Below are 25,560 nucleotides of genomic sequence, written 5' to 3'. Positions count from 1 at the left end.
CCCTATCTCGCTCGTACCTCGCTGTAGGGAATGACGTTTAGGTTCTATCGAAAATGAAAGCTATCTGATTATGGTCGGAGTGTAGATTACTCAACGATCGCCATGATGTCGTTTTCAGACATGATCAGAACTTCTTTGCCGTCGATTTTTTCAGACTTAGTGCCGTAGCCTTCAGCAAAGATAACAGTGTCGCCAACTTTAACGTCCAATGGTTGTACTGAACCGTTTTCTAGAATGCGGCCTTTGCCAACAGCTAGAATTGTACCGCGAGTTGATTTTTCAGCGGCAGAACCAGTTAGAACGATGCCACCAGCAGATTTAGATTCAACTTCTTGGCGCTCAACGATAACTCGGTCGTGTAGAGGACGGATATTCATCGGTCAGATCTCCTGATAATTTCCATTTAATTTGATAGTTGCCACGATTGGCATGGGGTTAAAGAGTATGTTGGGGCGAAGTAAAAGATCCCAAGGGGTGAAAGGGAAAAATTGTGATCGAAAGAGCAGATTCGGGATGCGAGTAAACGAGATGCGAAGAGCTTAAAGATAAGAGCAGATGCGAGATACGGGTAAACGAGTAGCGAAGAACTTAAGAGCAGTTGCGGGATGCGGGTAAACGAGTAGCGAAGAACTTAAGAGCAGTTGCGGGATGCGGGTAAGCGAGTAACGAAGAGCGGAAGACAAGAGAATCACCTTCTTTGTTTTTGCTTTTCGCATCTCGAATCTCGTTACCCTCATCTAATTCTTTGTATCTGCTATTCAAGCTCTTCGCATCCCGAATCTCGTTTACTCGCATCTGCTTTTCTTCCCTTCCCGCCCGCATCTGTTTATCCTACGCTTTTAGATTCTATCGGCGCTTTACATGCAAGATAAGCACGGGCTATTAACTGCCCCAATTGAGAGTACATTGCGTACCATGACCATACCGACCATATTCGGTATGGTGGCGATCTTGATGTTTAACCTGGTCGATACCTTCTTTATCTCATTGCTGGGCACACAAGCTCTTGCTGCGGTGAGCTTTACCTTCCCTGTCACCTTTGCGATTAACTGCATCACTATGGGGATTGGCATAGGCCTTTCGACCTGTATTGGACGCTTGCTTGGTCAAGGCTGCGCACAAAATGCGGCTCGCTTTACTTGTCACGGTTTATTACTTGCGGTGTTGCTTGTTGGTTTTGCATCAACTCTGGGGCTTGTAACGCTTGAACCCATGTTCGCCATATTGGGGGCAGAACCTGAGTTACTGCCACTGATATCCGAATACATGACAGTCTGGTATTTAGCCATTCCACTACTTGTTATTCCAATGGCAGGCAACAGCGCAATACGAGCGAGTGGCGATACCAAAACACCCGCCAAGATCATGATGCTGGCAGGCCTGATTAACGGCATTCTCGATCCACTGCTGATCTTCGGTTACGGGCCTTTTCCTGAGCTAGGGATTCAAGGTGCAGCCATTGCTAGCGGATTCAGTTGGTTTGGTGCGTTGTGTGGCTCACTGTATGTGTTAACCATACGAGAAAAGCTACTTGCTCCGCCTAAGCTAAAAATCATCATTGATGACTGGCGACAGATCTTAACCATTGGCACACCCGCCGCCCTTTCCAATGCCCTCAATCCACTTGCTGGCGCCATTATCATGATGATGTTGGCTAAACAAGGAACCGAAGCCGTGGCGGCTTACGGAGCTGCCCAGCGTATTGAATCGATTTTGATCATCGTGTTGATGTCTCTGACCTCTGCCCTTACGCCTTTCATGGCGCAGAACTTTGGCGCAAACAACCCTCAACGCAGCTTTAAGGCACTGTTTCTGAGTATGCGTTTTGCTGTGATGTTCCAAGGTTTGATTTTCTTAATGATGGTGCCGTTGAGCATTCCTTTGGCTGCCCTGTTCTCTCAAGAAGAATCCGTCCGAGGCATATTGTGGCATTACCTGTTAGTCGTTCCCTTTAGCTATGGATTCCAAGGCATTGTGATGATGCTGATCAGCGGGATGAATGCCATGCATCAACCACTCAAAGCCTTTCAATGGAGCTTCATGCGTTTGTTTGTCTTTACCTTGCCATTCGCTTGGATAGGTAGCCAAATTGATGGTGTCGAAGGGCTGTTTATAGGCTTAGCCTTGGGGAACATTGTCGGCGGTATTTCAGGGTATTGCTTTGCACTTCGTGTAAGGGCTAAAGCAGATACGGGATTCGAGTAACCGAGATGCGAAAAGCCTAAAAAGGCAGATGAGAGATTCGGGTAACCGAGATGCGAAAAGCCTAAAAAGGCAGATGAGAGATTCGGGTAACCGAGTATCGAAGAGCTTGAGAGCAGAAAGAGACTAGAAGAAGGAAGATGACATGGAAGACACCATTTACAAAATGCTTTATGACGCACCGATTGGCAAGATGATCATTGTGAGTAATGGTGTGTCGATTATTGAAATTGACCATATAAATCACGAAGAACTCATTACTAGCAATCCAGATGAGCTTTGCCAACTGGCGACGAAACAGTTAGATGAGTATTTCGCAGGTCAACGAACAGAATTCGATTTGCCATTAAGAGCGATAAAAGGCACGGACTTTCAAAAAGCCGCTTGGCAGGCTTTAACGACCATTCCTTATGGCGAAACCATCAGTTACGGTGAGCAAGCAAAGAGAATGGACAATCCAAAAGCCGTAAGAGCAGTGGGTGGTGCGAATGGCAAGAACCCATTTAGTATTGTTGTTCCCTGCCATCGAGTGATTGGGGCGAACGGTACATTAACGGGTTACACTGGCGGCATGAGCCGCAAAGAGTGGTTGTTGGATTTCGAGCGTTCGGTTCTAAAAGCAAGATGAGAGTATACGGGATGCGAGATACGAAAAGCATATGACATAGATACGAGTAAACGAGTTGCGAGATACGAAAAGCAAAGAAGGAATTCTCTTTCTGCTTTTGGCTTTATTGCTTATCGCTACTCGTACCTCTTATCATTACGTCATTCCCTACAGCGAGGTACGAGCGTGATAGGGAATCTCTCTTTATGTTGAACACCGAATATGACAAGTAATACGTGGCATGAGATTCCAGATATTTCGTTCCTCAATTCTGGAATGACAGTCTAGAGCAGATGAGAGTAACGAGATGCGAATATATATAACAGCTCTCATTCTGTAAGTGACCCGCTTACTCGTATCATGCATCAGCCCTTAAGCTCTTCGAATCCCGTTTACTCGCATCTATAAAAAAAGCCCGCACTTTGAAGTGCGGACTTTCAGAATCGTTAAAGCTCAACGTGAACCGCTGAGCCAAACTATTACTTAACGATCACTTCACCTGACATTTCTGCTGGGATATCAACACCAGACAGAGAAAGCATCGTTGGTGCTAGGTCAGACAGTTTACCGCCCTCTTTGAACTCAACGTCTTTGCTGCCCACGTAGATAAGTGGAACAGGTAGGTTAGTGTGCGCTGTGTGGATGCCGCCCGTTTCTGGGTTTACCATCATTTCCGCGTTACCGTGGTCCGCTGTGATTAGCAGTTGGCCATCGGCTTCTTTGATTGCTTCAACCACTTTGCCAAGACATTCGTCTAGCGACTCTACCGCTTTAACTGCTGCATCGTAAACGCCAGTGTGACCAACCATGTCACAGTTAGGGAAGTTACAAACGATAGCGTCGTATTTGCCGCCTTTGATTGCTGCAACAAGCTTTTCAGTAAGCTCTGGTGCGCTCATTTCTGGCTGCAGGTCGTACGTTGCTACTTTTGGAGAAGCAACAAGCTGACGCTCTTCGCCTTCAAACTCGTCTTCTTTACCGCCGTTGAAGAAGAACGTCACGTGCGCGTATTTCTCTGTTTCAGAGATACGTAGCTGCGTTTTGCCTTCTTTCGATAGCCATTCGCCGTAGGTGTTCTCTAGAGAAGCCGGAGGGAATGCACATAGCAGTGGAATGTCTGCTGCGTATTGAGTCAGCATCACGAAATCGATCGCTGGGAAAACGTCACGAGCAAAACCATCGAAATCAGGCACGAATGCACGTGTAATTTCACGAGCACGGTCGGCACGGTAGTTCATGAAGATAACTGCATCGCCATCTACGATAGCGGCAGACTCTTCGCCTTCTGCTTTGATTTCAGTCGCTTTAACGAACTCATCGTTTTCGTCACGAGCGTAAGCCGCTTCTAGGCCAGCTACAGCTGTGTCGAATGTGAACTCTGCTTTTGCTTGAGTCAGCAGGTCGTACGATTCTTGAACGCGATCCCAGTTGTTATCACGGTCCATTGCGTAGTAACGACCAATAAGCGAAGCAACACGGCCTTTGCCTAGCTTAGCGAACAGTTCTTGGAAACGTGCCAGTGTGTTTTCTGCGCTACGTGGCGGCGTGTCACGGCCATCTAGGAATGCGTGTAGGTAGATTTTCTCTGCGCCACGCTCTGCTGCCATTTCAACGGCTGCGTAGATGTGATCTTCATGAGAGTGAACACCACCTGGTGACATAAGACCCATGATGTGAACCGCTTTCTCGGCTTTAACCGCTTTATCGATAGCGTTCACTAGCGTTTCAGTTTGGCCGAACTCACCGTCTGAAATTGATTTAGTGATACGAGTAAGATCTTGGTATACAACGCGACCCGCACCAATGTTGGTGTGACCCACTTCAGAGTTACCCATTTGGCCATCAGGTAGGCCTACATCTAAGCCAGAAGCCGAGATTAGCGTGTTAGGTTGGTTAGCAATAAGACCGTCTAATACTGGAGTATTAGCGTTCGCGATAGCGTTGTCTTGGTTGTCTTCACGGTAACCGTAACCGTCAAGGATCACTAGAGCCATTGGCTTCTTAGCTGACATAGGACTGACCTCGTTCAATTCAAAATAAATCGGTATAAAAACAAATTAGCGTAATTTTACTACAGTTTACAGTCAAAACTGTAGTGGAAGATCAAGAAATCTAAGGATTCAACGTCAGCGGAGGAATTGAGAATTGTAAGTTTATTAACAAAAGAACTTGCAGCTTTCGCCAAGGAAGCAGCCAAAGGCCCACCCTTCAGCTAAACTAATAAAGCCTAATGTTAAATAAAACCACAATTGAGGTCATACTCTATTCGGAAAGGGGTGAGCGTCTTACCTACAAAAAATACCAACCTTCTAAGTCAAATAATAGCCGCAATGGAAAAAGCAAAAATTGAAGATGAAAGTTTGAACTCGATAACCTTCGCTATAGCCTTGCCTCGTTTGACTCCAAGCTAGTCAAAAAGAACCAATCACAATTTATTATATCTATGGGTGACTATACCTAGCAACGAACTTTCGGTGAGCTGGGCTAAGCTGTACAGTGCGAAGACCTCACCCTGCCTCGTATCGCGGTTCACAAATATGGGTGCTAAATCTTGAATTGGTGCTCTAATTGAGTCCTGTCAACGTGGCGTTGAAGACATCTTTATTGCGTATATCGTTCCGCTATAGAAGAGGATGCTCACTTTAGCTGGAACGCGTTGGCTAAGTTTGGCGTGTTCGACGCCCACAAACATCTGAGCTAGATATCTTTATTAAACAAAAAAGGACTTTGGAACGATTGACACTCCCGTATCAGCATCAACAATTAGAGGGGCTTGCAACTTATGCCCCCTCCAAAGTTTTAGACACTTGGACCTTATTAAACTTACTCTAATATTTGAAAAGTTAGCGCGAAACCAGTCATGAGTAATCAAATTACAATGACTTTGAGCCTTTTACTACCCCAGTTATTATCACTCCTAACCTTCGAAAATTCACACCATTATTATGGAAAAATACCATTTATACACAATAACGAACATGATGTATCCGAGTTTAGTCCGTGGTACGTCAATCGAATTCACAGTCATTACTCAATAACGAACGATGGTATGATAACTTGTAGTGAATTTTGATTCTAATAGTCGCAGGAATTGATGGTGTTCGAAAAGATTCTATAATAAGCAAGTATGAACTAAAGAATTAACTATCTTTAATAGTTGCCCAGAGGGCTGCTTCCTAAAGAACCAAGCTGTTCAATATTTGAACAACCTGAATGGATACCAATTCATATATGGGGCACCATTTCTAAAAATCATCACCATATAGAGCCGAAAGTACGTACACTTAAGAGAGCAATTTCACAGCAATATTACGTAACTCTTTTATATCGAACTTAAATCGACTAAAATCAGCACAAACGTATGTTCTTAGGCTTAATTGTGCTCATTCCCTTTCTAGACCTCTCATCCCTTTTCTTTTTCTCGCTCGCCACGATTTTTATCATGCGTAAATTTGCCAAGAAAATCGGCTTAGTCGACAAACCTAACGCACGTAAGCTTCATAATGATTCAGTTCCGTTAGTCGGTGGTATATCAATTTGTATTTCGATTTTTTACTTTCTTCTGAATAATCCTAATATCCTGCCCCAAACACCACTTTATGTCGCATGTATTTTTATTCTCGTGGGAGTAGGAGCCTTAGACGATAAGTTTGATTTAAGTTTCAAACTTCGCTTTGCTATTCAAGCGGGGTTATCTGTAGCAATGATGGTGATCGGGGGGATTGAGCTCAATACCATTGGTGATATCTTGGGCACAGGCGAAGTTGTAACACTAGGGTGGCTTGGGTATGTTGTAACCATTCTAGCAGTCGTCGGAGCTATTAATGCATTTAATATGGTTGATGGCATCGATGGACTTTTAGGTGGGTTGTCTATTGTGACTTTTAGTGGGCTTGGCATCATGCTCAACTATGATGGGCAGCATAACTTAGCTTATATTTGCCTTGTTCTTGTGGTGGTTATCGTCCCATATATTCTGTTAAATCTAGGGGTATTTGGACGAACAAGAAAAGTGTTTATGGGCGACGCTGGCAGTATGCTCATCGGTTTTACCGTTATTTGGTTGTTGCTTCTTTCAAGTCAAAATGGCAGTGCTCCTCCATTACGACCTGTAACTGCACTATGGCTAATAGCTATCCCTCTTATGGATATGGCTGCAATAATGATTCGACGTATAAGACGCGGGAGCTCCCCATTTAAGCCAGATAGAGAGCATTTACATCATATATTTCAACGTCTTGGGTTAACCTCTGTTCAAACTTTAATCACAATTAGCACAATTGCTGCGATTTGTGCAGGGATAGGAATATACGGAGAGATGATAGGAATCCCCGAGTACATAATGTTGTATAGCTTTCTTATTTGCTTCTTAATTTATTTATTACTTTTAAGTAACATATGGAGAATAACGTCAAAGATAAGAAAAATATACGATAGACAATAAGCTATTACTTCCTAAATACAGCTCTATATGCATAAAAATAAAAACAATAAGCACTCTTAATTAATGAAAGTTTTTCGATATTTCTATAGATCTGCCATTGCCTCATTGACTTCCTAATTTTATTTCTAGAAATTGAGTTGGGTAAAATTCGATACTGCGTTAATACCTTGTCGAAAATATATGCGTTTGTACCTGTTTTAAGCAACTTTAACCAAGTAGCGTAATCTTGCCCTGTGCGAAGTAATGGCATTGATATATCGGAGAATCTGCTTGCGCGAAGCATTACGGTTGAGCAACCAAGCGTAGCCTTTTTTTTAAGCATATCTTCATAGGTAAAGGACCCCTTTTGATTTGCATCTACGGATACACCTAATTTGTAACCTTGGCTGTCAATTAATTCATAAGCAGTAAATGTGAAGTCCAAATGATTACTTTCCATAAAACCAATTTGCTGTTCTAATTTAGTTGGCGCCCAAATATCATCACTATCAATAAAAGCAATAAAATCTCCGCTAGCATTAGCTAATGACTTATTTCTACTAACAGCAGCTCCAGAGTTAACTAAATTACTAAACACTTTAACTCTATGGTCTACTTTAGATATGTTTTTTATTAGCTCAAGAGTATTATCACTTGAGCAGTCATCGGTTACTAGCCACTCCCAATTAGAATAAGACTGTTTATTAAGACATTCATATGTTTCTTTTATTAGATGGCTAGAGTTGAATGTTGCTGTGATAATTGAAACAAGCATAAATTACATCCTCGATTTAATTAATAGTCTAGATTTAAAATAGGTAAAGTTAGGGAGAAAATTTTTTGACTCTAACATTAATTTAAATGTTTTTTTCGGGTTTAATCTAAACATCTTAATCAAATATATAAACTCAGGAATAGAAAACCTTGCCAAACCATTTGCATTAAGAATCGAATTATATTCTCTTAGTATACTAAGCCTTGTACTTAACACATCAAACCCTACTACTTGAGTCAAAGATCCACTTCTTTCGACAACTGTATAGATAGCTAAGGAGTGGCATATAATATTCCGAGCCTTAATTCCAACAGACAGTGAAAAAATTACATCATTTGATACTAGTGTTTCTGAAAATTTCAGCTTATTTTTTACAACAAAATCACGACGAATAATTTTTGACCAGGGAACATGAAACCAGTATCTAACGTAGTCGACATCATTCTTAATGTGTAAGTCAACTAAAGCCTCATAAGTTTTATGCCTATTAGACACATCATTATTCGATGATACTGAAGATGGTTTAAAATAAGCTACATCACAACCCTTAGGGATGAAACTCTCTATATTACTAAAAACTTTAACGATGTTACTTGAAAAATAATCGTCTGAATCGGCAAATACTAAAAAATCACCTTGAGCATGGTGAACACCTATATTTCTACATGAACCAGCTCCTTTTTTTCTATCGTTTGACAAAACTCGAACGTTCGGATGAGACGTTGCAATTCTTCTTAACTCCATCAAATCTTGGGAGTAGTCATCCACTATAATAACTTCGTTGTTACTAATCGGAATACTATCAAGAAGACATTTTATATACTCACTAGAGTTATACGTTGGTATAATTATAGAAATTTTCTTCAAAATTAGAATAACCTATCGAATTAAAACGCTAAATAAAAATCGCATGCCGCTTATGAAAACCACCCTAATAAATATTTCTTACGAGGTTAATATCTGGTATAAACAGTGACAACAACTGTTTGTATGACAAATAACTGGCGCTGTATATGGTATTTTTCAAAAGAAATACTCTTATTTTCATACCTTTTCGTGTATATAGATTTCCTGACTCCATTAAAGCAATTGGTATTCTAGAAAGCATACGAGCCTTAAATTTATGTATACATACAAGAAGTTCCTCACTAAATTGCCCTTTATGATGGGTCTCAAGGATTTCATTAACTTTCAGAAAAACTTGTTTATATCCATCTACATGCTTTGTTGTTTTTTTACCAGTCATAATAGAACCATAACGTATTCGGCGATTATATAAAACATCATTAATCACTTTACACCTCTTTAGTTTCTTTGACATAAGAAGCTCAAAAGTAAATAAGTTATCTTCGTGGTGTATGCCAGGAAAAAAGTCAATAGTTTTAACAATGTGATTTCTAACTAAATACAAGCACGGCGAAACAGTTAACGTATTTTCTGAGATAAAGCTTACAAATAAGTCTCTACCAGATCTTATCCTGTCTAGTTTTTTAGTTGGACGAGAGTAATCAAACTTTATCTCGAAATTGCCATCCATTTCATCTACATTTTTCGCTTCAAAAAACAAACCATCCAAGTGGTCGGTTACCACGGTTTCATAAAGACGATCTAAAGACCCAATTACATGAGTGTCATCACTATCCATAAAAAGGACATAATCCTTAGAAGCGAGAGCTTTACCTATATTTCTAGCTACCGATTGCCCTTGATTTTCTTGATATACATACCTCACCCTCTTATCTTTTTTCGCATAGGCATTAACCAGCGAACTTGTATCGTCTGAAGATCCGTCATCTACGATGATAACTTCAAGATCACACTTGTTGTGTTGTATTACAGACTCCAAAGCCTCAACAATATATTCCCCAGAGTTATATGCAGGGATAACAACACTAATACTCATTTTCTTTTTTACACCTATATACGAAATAAAAAACCCAAAGAATCATATGTAAATTTAGAAAGTAACCAAAGACTTCGCCTTTGTAATGAAAAATAGCAAGGAGTAAAACTGATGACAACATTATTCCAATAAAACCATCTGAATTCCTCATACTTATATCTCTAACACAATAATAGAGCATATAAATGGTAGAAAAGAAAAACACGAAAAAGCTCATAAACCCGGAAGCCAATACCTGTCGCATATAACCACTATCCGTATCCATATAATACCGAGTAGTTGGATCTGAGTATCTACCGTCACCGAACAAAAACGTTTCTAAAGAGATAGGGAAGTACATCGTAAATAAGTGGTTTGTTGATGATGTTTCCAACTTTCCATTATCAATGTAATTGTAAATGAATTCAAAAGAAAATCTGGTGAAATTATCAACTCTAAGTTTTATAGATTCGGGAAATATATAAAAATACATCGTAATCATGATTGTAATTGCGATAATAAAAAGAACCAATAGACGTAAGACTAAATAATAAGATTTTCTACTATTTTGAAATATTAAATAGACAAAAAACACAAACCCTGCCACCAAAACAACCCGTCCTGCCGACATGAAAAACAACAACATCATTGCGTATAACACATAGATATAGCTTCTATTTTTAGTGTTGTACTCTTCTAAAACCAATAAGAATAGTATAAATGACAATATAACTGATAACCCAAAGAACTGCGGTCCAGAAAGAGATAACCCTCGAACGCCACCACCGCCATAACTGCTCGCGACAGCCACCAGGTGGTCAGGCTTGGTCAATGCAATAACGTCCCTAAAAGCAGGAAAGAAAAATGCAGCTAACATAATTACAAGTTGAATTACTACAACTGCTCTAAATAGCTTAACCAGTTGATAATTATCGAAATCAATCAAACTTGCAATAAAAACGGAGACTATCGCAGCCCCCCCAAAGTAGAAGAGCAATCGCTTATACTGAGTTAAATAAGTAAAGTCCATTTCACCAAAGTAAACAGTGATAAGTAGATAATATAAAAAAGGCAAAGAAACCAAACTGACGTAAAAAATAGTATTCTTATGGAATACTATTTTTAAAAGAACATTTATTTTATTTACCAATAAAATATAAACCAGAGAGATAGCTATAGCGATCACTGCTGAACTTCCTAAAATAGGCACTCTAAATGTATACAAGAATAGAAATAATACTAAGACACAAAATATATGATTAACTCTGCGCATTAAGAGCAACCTTAAGGAATGTTTTAGAGTCTACCCTAAGTTCATCAAGCTTTCGTTCAACGCTGGTATAGTCGATAGGAGTAATCAATGCTTCTGAGATTTGGCTAGGAGAGGAGACGAGTCTACTTTCTAGACCCAATTCTCCCAATAAGCTTTCTAGGCGACTGACACCTCGTGAAGCGTTAGATACACACACGAATTCTTTATTGAACAATATAGCCAAGCAGATACAGTGGTATGAGTCGGTTAAGATAACTTTGCTTATCTTAATCTTATTGAGCCACTCCGGTACTGAAAAATATTCATATCCGTGGTCGTTATATTTGTAATAAAAATTTTCAGCGTCTGTATTAAGTTTTGAAGCTAAATGGGATGCAGCGTCACTAAATGAACGATCGACATCAAGCTTGTAGTAAGCAACTTTAGACGATTGGCTTTCTCCTTCAGGAGAGAGCATCATATAGTAGTCAAGTATGGATTCAAAAAAAGCCCTTCCAGCCAATAAAGTAGGATCGAGTACGTGTACAGCACCTTTAAAACTTAGGTGCTTTTTGCAAATATCTACACCTGCAGATTCTCGTACAGAAACATTGTCAAAATCGTTAATCCACTTTATAAAATCTGCATTTTGGAAGTACTTACTTTCTTCCCATAGATCGACACCGAAACTTGCAGCGTAAGACACCTTTTGGGGCCCTTTAAAAGGCAAGAAAAATACATCAGCATTTTGCTTGGTGTAGTTAGTTCTCCATACCTGGTCACTGCCAACAACTACGTGAGAGTACTCTGAACATCGTTCAATAAAACGATTCTTCTCAGTAATCGACTGTGGACTTCGATTTATAAAATCTTTTCTAAACCTTTCAAAAACTGCTTCGTTTTCAATATCTGGCCTTTTTTTAGGGTTTCTTACACCTAAATACCTTAAAAATTTTACAACTAACTGTCTAAGTTGTGAAGTTTCGTTGAGTGGGAGTGGTTTATAGTCAATATGCTCAGCAGAAATATTAAGATCATCTTTGATCACATGCTCTAAAGCGGCTGCTTGCAGCACAGCTCCATAATTATGTGTCGAATACTGAAAATTGAGTATACCAACCTTATGCTTCCTCATAGCAATAGAACTCCTTAACATTTTTTCTAGGTGACTTAGCCAAACGAGCTTTTTCTGATTCGTAACCAAACGCAATTGCTAACACAACTGTTTCAGAATCATTAAGATAGTCCAGCTCATAAAACATCTTGTCGACAGAAACGTCATTACACCAGTTTAATGCACAAGAACTAATATCATAAGCACGTAATGCATAAATAAAGTTCATCGCGAATATGCCACCATCAACAAAAGGCTGATTTCTTTCATTTGCCTTATAGAAGGCCGATAAGTCACTTACGATTAAAGCAACATGTGGTATGTTTTCAGTAAAACCTAGATTACCGTTTTGAAACTTGAGAACGGTATTCTTTTCTTCCCCAGTAAAAACACGAACTTTCCAATGTTGTCTGTTACAAACTGATGGTGCTTTAATCGCTAATTCCATCACTTTTTCAAACTCCTCCGTACTGATTAAATCTGGTTTATAGTTTCGGCAACTATACCTTTCTAAACAGAACTCTTTAAAAACTTTTGTATAATGGTTCTTGTGTGCTTTCTTTAAATCAGAGCTATTTATCGTACCGACTCGAGAACTGTCATTACTCGAGAAGTAACGTTCTAAACCACCAACGTTGAAGAAGCTAGGAACCGTAACTCCACTATTTTCGTGAAACTCTTTATAAGCTCTAAGTGCTCCTATGCCAAAGAAGAATTCTTCATTTGTACCATGCCTCATAAGGAGCAAATTTAAATTCCCAATTAACCTTGTAATGGCAACTTCACCAAAGTTCAATCTAGGTTCTGGTAATGTCAGAGCCTTTTCAACCCTATGCTTATCTTGTAGTATCCAAGCAGATAGGTTATCTTGATTTAGATCCAAGTCGTATTTACTAGAATAGAACTTGTCAAATCTTTTTAAATCAAAAACTGCACACTGCCAAGCACGAAGTTTTTCTCTATAAGGTCCTAATATGCGCTTTATGGAACTAATCATAACTATTTCCGATATCTGTTTAAGGCAGCCTTAACAATGTACATAACATTATAGAAGCTGAAATTATTCCGAAGAATGGTAAAAGCCTCGCGAAAATTACCATAGTCAACAGCGAGGTAGATGAATTTTTTCACATACTTCTGTCGAATAGCATCAGTATAATTTACCGCACCTAACGTTCTAATTATTTCTAACAATAATGATTGATGACCTTCAAATTTCACACGTTTTTGAAAGTAACTCACGCTACTCCTAGAGTGAGAACCTTCTCTAACTACATATCGATAGGTGACCTTATCCAAATAACCACAGTCATTATCTCTACAAATAGGCAATAGAATTTGCCAATTTTGACCAACTTTAGAATTAATGATTCTGCGATTACGAATTACTTTATCAAAACAACTAGTTCTAATCATATAACCGCCTGGGCATAAATACACTTCATTTTCAAAAATCAAGTCCTCAAAAATATTTTTAGCCCTTAAATTGTACTTATCGGATATATAATAGAGATGCGATGAATTCTCATTAATGTATTCAACGTCACTTCGCACGACATTTAGCGTATCATGCTCCGTTAAATATTTCACTTTACTTGAAATTGAACACTTGGTAAGAATATCATCAGAGTCCGGCCAAGTAATATACTCCCCAGTAACTAGCGGAAGAGCGAGGTTAATAGCTGAGGCTTGCCCCTGATTCCTTTGGCTTAATATTGTATATTTATAACCTTTTTTAATAAAAAGCGGCTCGTAACTGTACATTTCATTCAGGGTATTATCAGTTGAACCATCATCAACCACTATTAACTCTATATTATCATAGTCTTGATATAATATAGATTCCAAAAACCTACCGATATACTTCTCCCCATTATAACAAGGAGATATCACCGAAACCAATGGAGTGTTCATTATAAATACCTTTTAGCAATTCTTCTGTATATAAATTTAATTTCTTTTCGAAAAATGTTAGGGATGACCAGCATAAAAACAATGATCGGAGACAATACCACCCCTTTAATTAACTTATTATCAATATAATTTATTTCAAAAAAAGCATATGAAGAGAATAAAAGCGTTAACAGAAAAACAACCGTATACCCGACCATACTCAAATAATAGTTTATTAATGATTTGTCGGTTAGCAAGTTCCGGTAGACAATCATAGGCCTAACCCAAAGTGGAACAAGGATGCCAGAGACAATAGTTCCAATAATAACACCATCAACACCATAGTCTTGTACTAAATAAACAGAAATCACTAAATTTATGACACTTTGAATAATAGGGGCGTATTTATCTTGTACATACAATCCAGCAGCAGACTTAACGGTATTAATAGGAATCCTCATACCAAATAAATACAAACTTATAGCTTGTAATAATGCTAAATTAGTCTCTACAACATACTCTCGACCAAGCCAAAGGCTTATAAAGTAATCAGTGTATAAATACAAGTATATAGAGCAGAATGAAAATATAACAAATCCAGCTAACTCCAATGCTTTAAGTACTTGCAAAACATGAGATTGCTCTTTTGTTGCTATTAAATTTCCAACACTTGAGATCACTGCACTAAAAGTCTGACTCAAAAGAGAAACCAATGTTTGCATTACGAGAATATAATTTGAAAACAAACCAAGCATAGCAAATGACAGGTATTTGGAAACAATGATATTATCGGTGCCATTTAAAATCACATCCCCTGTTTTGTGAAAGATTAAGGAAACGATATTACTTTTTATTTGTCTTTTCGTTTTTAATGAGGTTAGGGTGCCTAATTCTGTATTCACAATAGGGTATTCATCACTAATAAATCTATTGACCACATAACATTCAACACATTTAATAAATAATTGACTAACTAATATCAGTTCAAAACTTTCAAAAATATACAATAATAAAATTTTTAACGACAAATCAATCAATTGGAACAATATCAAGTAAGGAGCAATTTTATAACCTTTTTGGCAAGCGGTAATAAAAATTCTTTTGTGTGTGAAGAAATAGGTTGAAGAAGCATTAACAACAAATAATAAAAATATAGTATAAGCACCTGAAAGATGGTCAACTTCATTTGATATAAATGGTAATACAGGCAAAAGGCAAAAACCTAAAAATAAAACTCCCAAACCAATAAAAAAGTAGACTTTTCTTAAATAAGCAACAATCTCGACAATTTTATTATCATCACCCTTAGATAAGGGCTTATACAAGCTAAATGATATGGCTTGTGCTACTCCCATCTCACCCGCAGATAGTAAAAATATCAAATTAGTATATAGAGCGTTAAGTCCTAAATATTCAACACCTAAAATTGTAATGAAGTAATATCTATATATTAATTTTGCAGTCGTACCAACAAAGAAGTTTGCATATGTAGCAATTATGTTAATAATACTGTTTTTAGTTCGCATGAGTCATTAGCGCCTTGCCACTTATAAGATTCAAACATTTAGACACTTGAACTTTCATATAGGGGGTTAACATTGCTTCTTAAGATAAAGCGAAATACAACAAACAAAACAGACAATATAAACCCTACTAAAACACCCAATACAATCAGCAAACTCATCGCTGTTTTATTACTTGATATCGTTAGATGATTTTTTTCGTTATCGTATAAGTCAAATTCTCCGCCATCAAAGCGCTTATATTTATCCACTTCATTGATTAATAAATCTAATTTTGCTATTTCTGGCTCAAATAATTGATAATCTTTGAATTTATTTAATATTTTAGCCTTTTCAGAAAGGAGATTGACTCCAAGCAACTCTCCAAATACTGCATCTCCCTTACTAAGAGTCATAGGTTCCATCACTTGAGCATTTCTTGATAAAGCTAATGCGAATTGCGTTCTTTGCTTTTCAATTTCGAGTAGGTTATGTGCTTCAGCAAGCATAAGCTCTCTTTCTTTAACAAGTTGAAGTCCTCTTGTTGATAACAAAGTTGCAAAGTCTGCTTGCAACTCTTCAATAACGCGAGTATTAACAAATGAGATGTAGGCTTTGAGAACCTTAGAACCGACTACAGAAGAAGAGCTTTTAAATGTTAGCTCTTGAGGCCCCATAAGATGTTTTGTAATAGGGTTAGCTTTAAGTTCAGTTATCGAATGGCTTGCAATTAAGTCCCTATTTTTTTCGGAGGCTTCATTAGACTTATCATTTTCCTCATCGAAAATTAAGTAATTCTCCTCAAAAAAATCCATCTTATTTTTTCTATCGTTATAGGCATTTAAAAATCGAACATATAAATGGTAAGGACGAGAGAATTTAATCAATTCATTATTTTCTGGCTCACCCTTAACATTAGAACGATCAAATATTGGCTGATATTGCTGAACAAAATAAATCCAATCAATTAATGTAATATTGTTATTTGGTTTAACATTTGCCTTAATTGAATAACTCTCATCCATTTGGGTTGAGTATAGAGCTGCTCCTGTAGCAAAAATTAAGCTCGTAAGTAGTATCAACCACCTCCCAGATATCAGAGCATTAATTAGTGCAATAGGGTCAATTTCTTTTGGGGTGTTACTTTCTTTCATTTTTAATTATTCCAGACTCATCAGCACCAGATATCAATCTAACGCTTGTGACCTTTGAGCGACGACAAGGTTTGTGAAACCAAGCATGTCATTTCCAATAGATGGGTATGATAAACTATATCTCTTTAATCTTCGAGCAGATTATGGGGGTAATACCACAACCAAATCGGGGCTATGTCGACTTTAAGACAACTCAAAATTGGTTATTGTAGATAAGTTAAAGGTTGTCCCCTCGCCCGGAGCCAGATAATGTTCTAAAAATGAAGCAGAAATAGTTTTTTAAACTAAGGTTTTCCAGCATTTTTTCATCCAGTCTAGCAAGTGTTTTAGGCGTTGACATATCAACGTTATTTATTTGGGCTAATCCAGTAATTCCAGGTCGGGCATCAAACACCCCCTTAAACACCCTCTCATCAATCAACTCTTTTTGACTAAATAAACAAGGACGGGGGCCAACTAGACTCATATCACCCTTTAGTACATTCCATAATTGAGGCAATTCATCAAGTTTAGTTGTACGTATAAAAGCCCCGAATTTAGTTACAGAGCTAACTCTAACGAGGTGAGTTGCTACAGATTTCGTATTTAACGGCATGCTACGAAATTTTATTAAAGTAAACGGCTTTTGGTTTCTTCCTACGCGGACTTGCCTAAATATCGGGGCACCTGTATCAAAATAACCAAACAAGTAAACCACTATAAAAACAGGCCACAGAAGAAGTAGACCAAAGAGAGCAGCAAAAAAATCTATTACACGAATCAACTTAAAACCTTTCAATAAACATATCAACGATTCTGAATCACGTTCGTTCCTCTCCTTCAAAATGACAGCTTAAACCACTACCCAGAATGAGAGGAATCCCACTACATCCAGCAAATAAGTACGTACTTAACCATTACCCCAGTAACGAGAGACGAGTTACTTAGTATCTATATAAGCTTGCACCGTTCTTTCGATACCATCTTCGAAAGTAACAGAAGGTACCCAGCTTAAAATTTTATGAGTATGAGAAATATCAACTTGCAGACTACCACATACACGCAGGGAGATCTGTGGCTTACCAACAAGCTTGGCCGAAAAGTCAATCAGTGACATAGGGATCGGTAACAATCGAGACTTTCTCCTCATCGTGGCAGCCAAAGAGACCAGTAACTGCGTGGTTGAAACATCTGTGCCATCAGAGACTAAAAATGTCTCACCAGCGGCTTGGGGGTACTTACAGCAAGCCAACATAAGATCTGCCAAATTATCAACATATACAAAGCTACGTTTATTATATATTGCGCCTAGTGGCAACGGAATACCGTTATCAACCCAGCGCATCATAGAGAGAAAGTTTGCTTTTACTCCAGGTCCATAAACCAGAGGAGGGCGAATGATTACGACTTCTAAACCAGTTTTTTCTCCTATTTCTCGCAATCCAACCTCTGCCTCATATTTACTCAAGCCGTAAGGGTCGACGGGAACACTGGTTAAGTTCGGTTTAAACGATTCCCCGCACTCAGTCTGTTCACCGTTTACCTTTATCGAGCTAACAAATACAAAGCGCTTCACACCATTAACAGCAGCTTGGCGAGCTAAATTCAGTGTACCTAGAGTATTAACCTCATGATACGCTTCCTTAGCTTCTTGTTCAGTTTCATTCATTTGGTGAACACGGGCCGCACAATGCACTAGGCAATCTATCCCGTCAAAAGCGCCGGACCAATCAGTAGCTGAGTCGATAGAAGGCACAACAAAGCTATTAGGCCGCATTTGACTAGCTTTTCGTACTACAGGGACGACTTCCCAATCACGTTCTTCTGACAACTCAGTAACTCGAGAACCAACAAAACCCGTACTACCCGTTACTAATATCTTCACGAACAACACCCTCACCTGTACAAATAACAAACAGCATCAACAGTAAAACTATTGAGTACCACATATTAATCAATTACAACTAGCTTACCGCACCCAAGAACATTAAAATATCCGAGTTATGATATTACTAAACCACAGCTTACTAACCTGATTAGAGAATCACCAAGGAATATAATGATTACGCCAATACGCGCAATTTTCAACACCAAGCGGAAAAATAAACGCTTAATCAGTATTGGTTACGACATATTTGCAATAGCGTTATCAATTTATTTAGCAATCGCTTTAAGGTTAGGCACATACACATTTGAGCTAGGTTTAGACGAGTGGGTAACATTACTACTTACAATTTCAGTTACGGTATACACCTTCGCAAAACTGGGGATGTACCGAGCAGTACTACGTTACATGATGTTTCCTGCTGTCGGGAATATATTTCTTGCCGTGTTTATCTCATCTCTAACCTTAGTTATGTGCGGATTCTTTTTTCACACCTTTATCCCTAGAAGTGTCCCATTTATCTATGCCGGGCTAGCAATACTTACATTGGGTGGACCAAGAATTATAATTCGTTCAGTCTATGACCAGATGGTAAAGCGAAAAAAACCAAACGTATTTATCTACGGTGCAGGCGCTACTGGTCGTGAACTTGTATACGCTTTGATACACGGTGATGAATACAACCCCGTCACTCTACTCGATGATGACCCAAGTAAAAAAGGTAATATTTTATTTGGGTTAAAAGTTCATCATCCAAATGAATTTGAACATCTTCAATCTCTTTATCAACCAGTAAAACTCTTGCTAGCGATTAATAATATTAATAAAGGCGAAAGACTAAGACTCGTAGAAAAACTATCTAACTGGCCCATTGCAGTTCAGTCAGTACCATCCGTAGAAGATATTGCTGCGGGTAAAGCTAGCGCAACTGAGATTAAAGATTTAGACATTGCCGACCTACTCGGCAGAGCACCAGTCGATCCAGATAAAGCCCTACTCTCACAAAACATAACAGCAAAGAGTGTGATGGTCACAGGTGCTGGTGGCTCAATTGGTTCGGAGTTATGTCGACAAATTTTAATGCAAAAGCCAAAGACACTAGTTCTGTTTGAACTCAATGAATACAACCTCTATAAAATAGACCAAGAACTCACTTATACAGTCAATAAACTCGGGTCAAACACCACTATAATTGCCGCTCTTGGTTCTGTACAGCGTAAGAATCGATTAGAAAAAATCATGACAGCTCACAAGGTTGAAACCTTATATCACGCTGCAGCCTATAAACATGTGCCTATAGTTGAAGACAATATTGTTGAAGGCATTCGCAATAATGTATACGGTACACTCGCATGCGCGCAAGCTGCTATTACTACGGGCGTAGAGAACTTCACCTTAATTTCGACAGACAAGGCTGTACGCCCAACAAATGTAATGGGGGCAAGTAAACGCTTAGCCGAACTGGTCCTACAAGCATTAGCTGGTACTGGAACGAATACGACATTCACCATGGTTCGCTTTGGTAATGTACTTGGATCTTCAGGATCTGTTGTACCTCTATTTAAGGAACAGATACGTCAAGGAGGTCCTGTTACAGTCACGCACCCTGATATTATTCGTTATTTTATGCTAATACCGGAAGCTGCACAGTTGGTCATTCAGGCGGGTGCGATGGGAAACAATGGTCAAGTATTTGTATTGGATATGGGTGAACCTGTAAAGATACATGATTTAGCAAAACGCATGATCCATCTTATGGGGATGAAGGAGTTTACACAAGGCTCAAATGAAGAAGGTGATATCGAGATTAAATTTACGGGTTTAAGACCTGGTGAAAAGCTCTATGAAGAGCTGTTGATTGGTGACAATGTAGAAGGGACTGGTCATCAAAAAATCATGACAGCAAGGGAGCATACGCTAAGCTGGAGCGAGATGGAACCCCTGCTGTCAGAACTGGATGCATGTTGCCATGACTTCGATATTAAGTGCATAAAACGTATGCTAATAGATACTTCAACAGGATATCAGCCACTAATAAAGAGTTAATCTATATATTCTAGATAGTTACAATTCTTACACTATGTGGGGTGTCAGAGTCACTTTCTATACGCCCATTACATAAACCCACTATACTTATTCTAAAATAACAATCAACTTATAATTAGATTCTGATTCTTTTTTATCTAGGAATTCGTAATGCTTCTCAGGAACACCATAGAAAATCACCTCGCTACGATCAATTAAATGGTAGTGGATATTATTACCTTATTGGATTAGATAATTATAGAGTGGAGTTACATATAGCTCTCCTTTATCCTAAAGCTCTTTTGGGAGCGATAGGTAGTTAAGGTAGCTTTCACGAAAAGCCTTCAAAGATGAGAACTGATAGAGGCCTGTACAGCACAATTCAGAAATTCGATGCTTTTCTGCAGTCTCAATAACTGAGTACTACCTTTTGTAACCGGACGAGCGTATGACCAATTTTCATCCTCTCCGGAGCAAGCTTCAAGATAGCCATCCCGCTGGTGGATTTCAGGTGGATAAATAAACCCTTGGCGAAAGGTTTCAATGTTAAAGATAATGATAGGCTACTGGTCATCAACATAGTGCTCAGCTCCTAGATAAGCAGATTCGGCTTGGCCACGAGTCTCTTCAACGAACACTTATACTTTAAACGATTGCATGCCTAAGTCCTTAGCCTATTGCTCTACAAAGCCGCGAGTACCTTGAACATCGCGGACTAAAAATAAGAAACTATCAGACCTAAAGTATCGTTCAAAGCTTTTGATAGCATGCTCAAATAAGGTTTCCCCATGAGCCTCAAGCATATATTTAGGTTTTTCGAAGCCTACTTTAAAAAAGCATGAACTTAGCCCCGCCATTGGTATTACGATCATTTCTAGCTCTAAAGCATTAGATAATAGAGTCTAAAAGCGTTCGCCATCAGTGCATCCTGCCCTAGTGGGTCATCGCTATGTAGAGGAAGCATAGATAATAACAGCTGAATCTGCATGGCATATAACGAAGCTCGTGACAGAGAGTATTGTTCGGTAAGCGCATCAGTAAACACCTGTTGAGCACTAACCGAGTGCGTCGCATCAGCAAGGGAGAACTGAACCTGATAGTCATCAATACTCACCTGATAATAGCCTGCAATGACCCAATCATATAAGCCCATGGCAGAGTGACAGATCTTGGTTAGATCGTATTCAATATGACCATAAATGGATTTAGTATCACTAGCAGTAACGCCTCTCGGATCAATCACGTTAATCCGGTCTTTGCAAAAATCATACAAGATATTGCTAAAACATAAGTCACTATGCGTGAGGATTGCTGTCTCATTGCTTGGTAGATATTCTTCACTTGCTTGATGTAGCTCTCTGAGGCTAAGAGATGGCTGACCATTGAACTGCCACTGATGTTCCCAGTTGTAATTCCTAGCGCGACAAAACTCTTGCAATCGTTGGTGCGTCTTTTGCAAAAACAGAGAGCCTAGTGAGTCGATTTTGACCTCATTAGCAACGGGTTCTGAGTGCCATATAGATAGGAATGATAATACTTTGGGTTAATATTTGCTTCCTTGTCATATCTGGTAACCGGGCAAAGACAAACAACTCATTCAGTGCAAGGTTGTAGAGATATTCAAGACGATAGCAACTAGGAGATACTAGCGATAACTTCGTAATCTTTACTATAAATATCTTTGATACGATTCAAGGTATCCTCTCCTAGAGATTCTCTATCAAATACATAACCATTGTTTACATTTTTCCTCAATGGCTTGACAATACCAAAATTATGAGACAACCAAGCATTCACATTTTTAATATCAATGAACTCGATATCAGTAGTATTAGAGCCAATAAAATCGGTAATAGGAGAAAAATGATGATTCGGGTAAGTTACTATATCGTCAACAATGTCATTAATATTACTAATGTCTGATCTAAGAGCCATAGAGTGGTTAACCCGTTGAATTCGCCTATTTTTGAATCCATCAGGATCATAGAACATATTTAAGCCAGACATAAACCTATCGATAGGATCACGAACAACACAAGTTAATTTATAGTCAGGGTTATCTTTTATTAAAGTATCAACATCACCAAAGTAATGACAAAAACCAAATTCGCCCATCGGGTCAGTACAATAATTGCCCTGTTCAATTTTCATAGAAACTGAATTAACCAAGCCATCAACTTCAGATGTAGATAACTCTAGGCGATAACCAAACCCTATTGGACTTAGCGCCAATCGAGTATCAGGCTTCAAGAGATAGCGTCGATTTAACATCAAGTATGAAAAAATAAACATTTCTTCGTTTGGTATCAAACCTAAACTGCTCTTTATACTGGAGCAGGCGCATTTGGGAGTCTCAATATAGATAATATTATAAATATGGGACACCCATATAAAGTTAGAAACACGACAGCCACAAGTACTGTTAATACAGGACAAAGTTTCACGGTATGGCGAAGCATTTTGTAAGTAAACTCGAAGAAGGTTAGTCATGATACTCCATAAATTAAACATTACAACACAAGGTGAACATACATTTCATTATTATAAATAAAATTAACCCACCCTCACATAAATAGATTCCAAAAAATGGAAAAACTATATTTAAAAATCAATTTGCTCGATTTTAAATGAGCATAAAACATTACAACAATTCATTATGTAAATACTTAAATTTCAAGTCATAGAACTTGGATTTTATATAATTACCTTCAGGTCTAATAACATAAGCTTGATAAATAAAATATAAAGCCATATGATAATTCCCTCTAACTTCAAACAACTTGGATATATCCTTCAATGCTTCTGGATTATTTGTAACAGTTCCTTTTTTTTCTAGCTCACTAAAGGAATATCGTTTACTAAAATCCAAATTAGGGTAAGAGTACGCTAATCTTTCAGGAAGCAGTGTGAGCTTCTGAATGAGTTTCAATCTAAAATATTGATTTGAAGCTAAGTAATGAACAAAAGCTGATTCACTTGGAAACTTTATGTCTTTATAATTGAGCCTATAAGAAGAGTTTCCTGAAGAGAAGTCTAGCTCATTACCTTGAATTAAATCCAGTGATCTGGCCAATTCAGAAAAATTAGGATAATAATCTGTAAGAGTATTTGGATAAACCAGCCACTCAAATCGTCCTGCTCTCAAATCGTTTCTCTTCAAAATATCTAAACTATCAATCTTTAACGATTCAGCATCATCATAATATTTAGTCAGAGAATGAAGAAAGAACTCAGATATATATTTATAATCATCATAAGAAAAACAAAATATATAATCTGTATACATATATATAGAACCTGGGGTGATTTTTCTATCAAGTAAAGTAAAACTTGAGTAATCGATATCACTTCGAACTCTTATTACATTGTCATACTTACCTTGAGTCAGTCCACATTCAATGAAGGAGTAATATAACTTTTGCCACTGCAATAGCTTATTCCCCTCATCGATAGAGTGCAAAAATATCATCAAGTTTTTCTGATATTCATCCTCATCAATAAAATATTTTTTGTAGATTAAATGATTATATTCTTTTAGAAGTGACTCTTGATCACTATCCGTAACTACAATCAAGTCTGAATCCACAGTTTGTTTTACGTACCAAGAAAAGAAATTATTGATACATCTTAACTGTCCAGTTAGAACTACTAACGTCTTCATAGTTAGTTATTCCATACTATTTTTCTTACTAGTTTTTCATAATTGCTATGAAATTCAAATTCAACATTCTCTCTACTTAAAATATGTTTTATAATCATATTTCTAATTGAATGTTTATTTTCCAGGATCAAATAACTTATCAATGAGCCAAACAATTTGGATATCTTTTTAAAGTTAATTACATCCTGATAGCTATTCTTTGAAGTTAGATAAAATACTTTATCATATTTGGTAGAAAAACCACCAAACCCATCAATATCATTCGCATTCAGATAGTCAACATTAACCCAGTTAAATGATATTTTAGACTCAACACAATCTAAGGAATCAGATGTTACAATTAATATATTCTTTTTAGGTGAAGCCAAAAGCTTATCGTTTAGATAAGAGATAACTTGGTTACGTGCTCTTATAGAAGATATAGCAACATCAATATCCAGTTCGAAAATACGCTTCTCTTTATCAGTTAACCAGGACAACTTGCTGTAACCAAACGCAATAAAATCATCTTGATAGAAGTCATATACTTTATCAGCGATCTCTGATGTATAGTAATTAGACCAATGCTTCTCAAGAGGCAAACTTTCATTAACTTTAGTTTTGTTTATTATATCTTTCAAACTTTGACTCAGTTGAAGGTCGTCTATGTCCGTTGAGAAACTCTCTAAATAGATTAACTTGTCTATAGGTACCGTCTTATAAGATATCAACTCCGTTTGCAATTGCCAATGAGGCTCACAATTCAGAGGATCTTGTGTTAAAGTAAGCCATTCAACAAAAGATTTAAAGTCAATATCATCGTCACTTCCAAGGTTATTGAATTTTCTTATTTCTTTACAAATTCCTATATAATTAGGCTCCTCTTGCCTAATCTTATCTGACCAAGAAGATATAATCCTCGCGTAAGGATTTCTTACGATAGAAAAAATATAATAATCTGTAACTAATTTGGTGACTTGATGGACATCATACGATGCGATTGATGGTATGTCGTAGTTTGAACGTTCGTGAACTGACATTGGAAAAGAAGATTCGCCTTGTGTATAGGTACAGCTAATATCAATTCCCAGGTATTCTAATAAAGCTGTTTTCACACTAGAGCATGCACACTTTGTACATTCGATATAAATAGCCTGTTCTGATTCCAAAACAAACGAGGAGTAACGCAATCGCGATAATACATGTTCAGAAAAGATCGACATCTAG

General features: G+C 37.9%; 22 protein-coding genes and 1 pseudogene. 4 read left to right on the top strand and 19 right to left on the bottom strand.

Annotation, left to right across the window (positions count from 1 at the left end; genetic code table 11):
• Positions 1-86: 86 nt before the first annotated feature.
• On the bottom strand, positions 87-377 hold the full coding sequence (locus MSG35_RS19830) for a co-chaperone GroES (RefSeq protein ID WP_017061289.1): 291 nt from the start codon (positions 375-377) through the stop codon (positions 87-89).
• Positions 378-588: 211 nt separating this feature from the next.
• Positions 589-822, bottom strand: coding sequence for a hypothetical protein (locus MSG35_RS19825; RefSeq protein WP_248384857.1), 234 nt, complete (start codon positions 820-822; stop codon positions 589-591).
• 39 nt (positions 823-861) lie between these two features.
• Here MSG35_RS19825 and MSG35_RS19820 point away from each other — a divergent pair, with 39 nt between their 5' ends.
• Together MSG35_RS19820 and MSG35_RS19815 are read left to right on the top strand one after the other, a co-directional pair.
• A complete protein-coding gene (locus MSG35_RS19820; RefSeq protein ID WP_248384856.1) occupies positions 862-2,205 on the top strand; it encodes an MATE family efflux transporter in 1,344 nt (447 codons plus the stop codon).
• Between the two features lie 142 nt (positions 2,206-2,347).
• Complete coding sequence (locus MSG35_RS19815) at positions 2,348-2,830, top strand: methylated-DNA--[protein]-cysteine S-methyltransferase (protein WP_248384855.1); 483 nt, start codon at positions 2,348-2,350, stop codon at positions 2,828-2,830.
• A gap of 458 nt (positions 2,831-3,288) precedes the next feature.
• Here the strand turns inward: MSG35_RS19815 and gpmM are convergent, their stop codons facing one another.
• On the bottom strand, positions 3,289-4,821 hold the full coding sequence (gpmM, locus tag MSG35_RS19810) for a 2,3-bisphosphoglycerate-independent phosphoglycerate mutase (protein ID WP_248384854.1): 1,533 nt from the start codon (positions 4,819-4,821) through the stop codon (positions 3,289-3,291).
• 1,367 nt (positions 4,822-6,188) lie between these two features.
• On the opposite strand from gpmM, the gene wecA reads away from it, so the two are divergent.
• Positions 6,189-7,253: a UDP-N-acetylglucosamine--undecaprenyl-phosphate N-acetylglucosaminephosphotransferase gene (gene wecA, locus MSG35_RS19805; RefSeq protein WP_248384871.1), complete on the top strand. Its 1,065-nt coding sequence runs from the start codon at positions 6,189-6,191 to the stop codon at positions 7,251-7,253.
• 4 nt (positions 7,254-7,257) lie between these two features.
• Here wecA and MSG35_RS19800 read toward each other — a convergent pair whose 3' ends face one another.
• The 11 genes from MSG35_RS19800 to MSG35_RS19750 form a co-directional block, all read right to left on the bottom strand.
• The gene (locus MSG35_RS19800; protein WP_248384853.1) at positions 7,258-8,007 is read right to left on the bottom strand and encodes a glycosyltransferase family 2 protein; all 750 of its coding nucleotides are present in this window, start codon (positions 8,005-8,007) and stop codon (positions 7,258-7,260) included.
• Between the two features lie 3 nt (positions 8,008-8,010).
• A complete protein-coding gene (locus tag MSG35_RS19795) occupies positions 8,011-8,874 on the bottom strand; it encodes a glycosyltransferase family 2 protein (protein ID WP_248384852.1) in 864 nt (287 codons plus the stop codon).
• Between the two features lie 64 nt (positions 8,875-8,938).
• On the bottom strand, positions 8,939-9,910 hold the full coding sequence (locus tag MSG35_RS19790; RefSeq protein ID WP_248384851.1) for a glycosyltransferase: 972 nt from the start codon (positions 9,908-9,910) through the stop codon (positions 8,939-8,941).
• Positions 9,900-11,075 (bottom strand): hypothetical protein, encoded by a 1,176-nt coding sequence (locus tag MSG35_RS19785; protein ID WP_248384850.1) that lies wholly within the window; start codon positions 11,073-11,075, stop codon positions 9,900-9,902. The genes MSG35_RS19790 and MSG35_RS19785 overlap by 11 nt, the downstream gene beginning before the upstream one ends.
• A gap of 73 nt (positions 11,076-11,148) precedes the next feature.
• Positions 11,149-12,276: a polysaccharide pyruvyl transferase family protein gene (locus MSG35_RS19780; RefSeq protein WP_248384849.1), complete on the bottom strand. Its 1,128-nt coding sequence runs from the start codon at positions 12,274-12,276 to the stop codon at positions 11,149-11,151.
• Entirely contained in the window at positions 12,263-13,252 is a 990-nt protein-coding gene (locus tag MSG35_RS19775) for a nitroreductase family protein (RefSeq protein WP_248384848.1), read from the bottom strand. The genes MSG35_RS19780 and MSG35_RS19775 overlap by 14 nt, the downstream gene beginning before the upstream one ends.
• A gap of 2 nt (positions 13,253-13,254) precedes the next feature.
• A complete protein-coding gene (locus MSG35_RS19770; RefSeq protein ID WP_248384847.1) occupies positions 13,255-14,169 on the bottom strand; it encodes a glycosyltransferase family 2 protein in 915 nt (304 codons plus the stop codon).
• On the bottom strand, positions 14,169-15,674 hold the full coding sequence (locus tag MSG35_RS19765; RefSeq protein WP_248384846.1) for an oligosaccharide flippase family protein: 1,506 nt from the start codon (positions 15,672-15,674) through the stop codon (positions 14,169-14,171). Before MSG35_RS19765 ends, MSG35_RS19770 begins: the two co-directional genes overlap by 1 nt.
• A gap of 38 nt (positions 15,675-15,712) precedes the next feature.
• Positions 15,713-16,804, bottom strand: a complete 1,092-nt coding sequence (locus MSG35_RS19760; RefSeq protein ID WP_248384845.1) for a Wzz/FepE/Etk N-terminal domain-containing protein — start codon at positions 16,802-16,804, stop codon at positions 15,713-15,715.
• 217 nt (positions 16,805-17,021) lie between these two features.
• The gene (locus tag MSG35_RS19755) at positions 17,022-17,567 is read right to left on the bottom strand and encodes a sugar transferase (RefSeq protein ID WP_248384870.1); all 546 of its coding nucleotides are present in this window, start codon (positions 17,565-17,567) and stop codon (positions 17,022-17,024) included.
• A gap of 156 nt (positions 17,568-17,723) precedes the next feature.
• Positions 17,724-18,668 (bottom strand): SDR family oxidoreductase, encoded by a 945-nt coding sequence (locus MSG35_RS19750; RefSeq protein ID WP_248384844.1) that lies wholly within the window; start codon positions 18,666-18,668, stop codon positions 17,724-17,726.
• A gap of 174 nt (positions 18,669-18,842) precedes the next feature.
• On the opposite strand from MSG35_RS19750, the gene MSG35_RS19745 reads away from it, so the two are divergent.
• The gene (locus tag MSG35_RS19745) at positions 18,843-20,714 is read left to right on the top strand and encodes a nucleoside-diphosphate sugar epimerase/dehydratase (RefSeq protein WP_248384843.1); all 1,872 of its coding nucleotides are present in this window, start codon (positions 18,843-18,845) and stop codon (positions 20,712-20,714) included.
• A gap of 87 nt (positions 20,715-20,801) precedes the next feature.
• Here MSG35_RS19745 and MSG35_RS19740 read toward each other — a convergent pair.
• The 5 genes and pseudogenes from MSG35_RS19740 to MSG35_RS19720 all read right to left on the bottom strand — a co-directional run bounded on the left by MSG35_RS19740 (position 20,802) and on the right by MSG35_RS19720 (position 25,556).
• Positions 20,802-21,565 (bottom strand): annotated as a pseudogene (locus tag MSG35_RS19740) (capsular biosynthesis protein).
• Positions 21,566-21,573: 8 nt separating this feature from the next.
• The gene (locus MSG35_RS19735) at positions 21,574-22,152 is read right to left on the bottom strand and encodes a hypothetical protein (protein ID WP_248384842.1); all 579 of its coding nucleotides are present in this window, start codon (positions 22,150-22,152) and stop codon (positions 21,574-21,576) included.
• A 176-nt stretch (positions 22,153-22,328) separates the two neighbouring features.
• The gene (locus MSG35_RS19730) at positions 22,329-23,183 is read right to left on the bottom strand and encodes a sulfotransferase family 2 domain-containing protein (RefSeq protein WP_248384841.1); all 855 of its coding nucleotides are present in this window, start codon (positions 23,181-23,183) and stop codon (positions 22,329-22,331) included.
• A gap of 151 nt (positions 23,184-23,334) precedes the next feature.
• Positions 23,335-24,354 carry a hypothetical protein gene (locus tag MSG35_RS19725; protein WP_248384840.1) on the bottom strand — a complete coding sequence of 340 codons (1,020 nt, stop codon included), beginning with the start codon at positions 24,352-24,354 and terminating at the stop codon, positions 23,335-23,337.
• Between the two features lie 2 nt (positions 24,355-24,356).
• Positions 24,357-25,556 (bottom strand): sulfotransferase family 2 domain-containing protein, encoded by a 1,200-nt coding sequence (locus MSG35_RS19720; protein ID WP_282449999.1) that lies wholly within the window; start codon positions 25,554-25,556, stop codon positions 24,357-24,359.
• Between the last annotated feature and the right edge of the window lie 4 nt (positions 25,557-25,560).

Origin of the sequence: Vibrio sp. 1CM23M (assembly GCF_023161755.1) — a bacterium.
In the GTDB taxonomy this organism is placed as follows: domain Bacteria; phylum Pseudomonadota; class Gammaproteobacteria; order Enterobacterales; family Vibrionaceae; genus Vibrio; species Vibrio coralliirubri.
The sequence above is the reverse complement of the archived record's forward strand: the minus strand, read 5'-3'. Positions and strand labels throughout refer to the sequence as shown.